This is a genomic window from Pseudoalteromonas sp. 19-MNA-CIBAN-0066, from assembly GCF_040308705.1.
GTDB classification, from domain to species: Bacteria; Pseudomonadota; Gammaproteobacteria; order Enterobacterales; family Alteromonadaceae; genus Pseudoalteromonas; species Pseudoalteromonas nigrifaciens.
Map to the genome: position 1 here is coordinate 1 of NZ_JBEONZ010000256.1, position 263 is coordinate 263.

At 43.3% G+C, this 263-nt stretch carries 1 pseudogene; it reads left to right on the forward strand.

The annotated features are described in order from the left end of the window. Positions 1–263, forward strand: a pseudogene (locus AAEZ18_RS19050) (potassium transporter); the annotation flags it as partial.

Below are 263 nucleotides of genomic sequence, written 5' to 3' on the forward strand. Positions count from 1 at the left end.
GTTTCAAGACATCGCAATTATTCCTATTTTAGCCCTATTGCCACTGCTTGCATTTGCCCCGCAAACTAGCACAAAAGAAATCAGCGATTCGATTATTGCGAGCTGGCCTGTATGGCAACAAGTATGTGTATCGGTTGCGGTTATTGCCGCTATTATTGCCGGCGGTAAATATGTATCGGCCCCGTTATTTAGATACATTGCCCAAACGCACATGCGTGAAATATTTACTATTTTTGCACTGTTTTTAGTGGTCGCTATTGCGC